This window comes from Streptomyces silaceus (assembly GCF_001419745.1).
GTDB classification, from domain to species: Bacteria; Actinomycetota; Actinomycetes; order Streptomycetales; family Streptomycetaceae; genus Streptomyces; species Streptomyces silaceus.
Genome location: NZ_LIRJ01000252.1, coordinates 1 through 2,009, shown reverse-complemented (window position 1 = coordinate 2,009; position 2,009 = coordinate 1). Strand labels below are relative to the sequence as shown.

At 66.8% G+C, this 2,009-nt stretch carries 1 protein-coding gene; it reads right to left on the bottom strand.

The genetic code is table 11. The annotated features are described in order from the left end of the window. Window positions 1-126 precede the first annotated feature (126 nt). A complete protein-coding gene (locus AOK22_RS23270; protein WP_055700650.1) occupies window positions 127-1,503 on the bottom strand; it encodes a dicarboxylate/amino acid:cation symporter in 1,377 nt (458 codons plus the stop codon). Between the last annotated feature and the right edge of the window lie 506 nt (window positions 1,504-2,009).

Here is a 2,009-nt window from a genome sequence, read left to right as displayed (position 1 = left end):
CCCCACGCAAAAGCCCCGCCCCCGACGATGCCGGGAACGGGGCCACACACGAAACCAGCCGCGAGCCAAGGAACTCGGACCGAAGAGTCAGGCCGAAGAGTCAGACCGAGGACCCAGAGCGAGGACTCAGGCCGCCGCAGGCACCGCCCGCGAAGAGGACGAGGACGACGACGTCTCGTCGAAGTCGTCGAGCGGCGACGACGACGCGTGCTCGTACGCCTCACGGTCGAGAATCTTCTCCCGGGCCGCGACGACGACCGGAACCAGCGCCTGACCGGCGACATTCGTGGCGGTGCGCATCATGTCGAGGACCGGGTCGATGGCGAGGAGCAGGCCCACGCCCTCCATCGGGAGGCCCAGCGTCGACAGGGTCAGGGTCAGCATGACCGTGGCACCCGTGAGGCCCGCCGTCGCGGCCGAACCGACGACCGAGACGAACGCGATGAGCAGGTACTCCTTGATGCCCAGGTTCACGTCGAAGATCTGCGCGACGAAGATCGCGGCGATCGACGGGTAGATCGCGGCGCAGCCGTCCATCTTCGTGGTCGCGCCGAACGGCACGGCGAAGGACGTGTACTCCTTCGGGACACCGAGACGCTCGGTGACCTTCTGGGTGACCGGCATCGTGCCGACCGAGGAGCGCGAGACGAAGGCCAGCTGGATCGCGGGCCAGGCGCCCTTGAAGAACTGGAGCGGGTTGACCTTGGCGACGAACGCGAGCAGCAGCGGGTAGACGCCGAACATCACCAGGGCGCAGCCGATGTAGATGTCCGCGGTGAACGTCGCGTACTTGCTGATGAGGTTCCAGCCGTAGTCCGCGATGGCGAAGCCGATGAGGCCGACGGTGCCGATCGGGGAGAGCTTGATGACCCACCACAGGGCCTTCTGCAGCAGCGCGAGCACGGACTCGGAGAGCTCCAGGATCGGCTGGGCCTTGTCGCCGATCTTCAGGACGGCGATGCCGGCGACGGCGGCCATGAAGACGATCTGCAGGACGTTGAGATCGGTGAACGGCGTGATGACGTCCGTGGGGATGATCCCGGTCAGGAAGTCGATCCAGGAGCCGGCGTGGTCGGGGGCCTTGCCGTCCTTGGGGGTCAGGCCGGTGCCGGCGCCGGGGTTGGTCAGCAGGCCGATCGCGAGGCCGATGACCACCGCGATCAGCGAGGTGATCATGAACCAGAGCAGGGTGCGGCTGGCCAGACGCGCGGCGTTGTTGACCTTCCGCAGGTTGGTGATCGACACCAGGATCGCGAAGAAGACGAGCGGGGCGACCGCCAGCTTCAGGAGCCCGATGAAGGTCTCACCGACCTTGGAGAGGGTGGTGACGAGCCAGTCGACGTCCTGGTTACGGGCGATCCAGCCGAGCAGGACGCCGAGGACGAGACCGCCGAGGATCTGCGCCCAGAAGGGGATCTTGAGGAAGCTGGGTATCCGGAAGCCGGACTGGGGCTTCTCGGGCTGGCCGGCCTTGTCGGCGGGCGTCGCGGAGTTCGCGGACACGGACACACTCCGGTGAGGTAAGTCAGGGAGACGGGGACGTACGGGAGCGGCGACCGCGAACCACTGGGGGTGCGAAGCTCCGGTGGAGCCGACGTTTGCGTCGGTGGCGCCGCTGCAGCGGGGGCACGATTCAGACGTGACAGGCCGCGGACATGCAGCGGCAGAGGTCGACATGCAGGCGCGCCACGAGCGGGACGCTCACGGCGTGACGGTGCGCTGCTGCTGTCTTCATGTCGAATACGTTAACACTCGTACTTTGAGAACATCAAAGGTCTTGTTTGAGGTAGACGGGGAAGCGGAACGACCCCTGCCTTTTGATCAACGGCCCCCTCGCTCCCCCCGCACCCCCCGACCGCCCCCAACTGCCCCTCGCCGCAAGGAACCCCGGTTCCGGAGCGAAACGCTCCGGAACCGGGGTCCGAACAGTCCGGTGTGACGAGCCTTACAGACTCAGGGCCTACGGGGCTCAGAGGCCACGAAGCCTGCGAGCCTCAGAGGCTACGAGG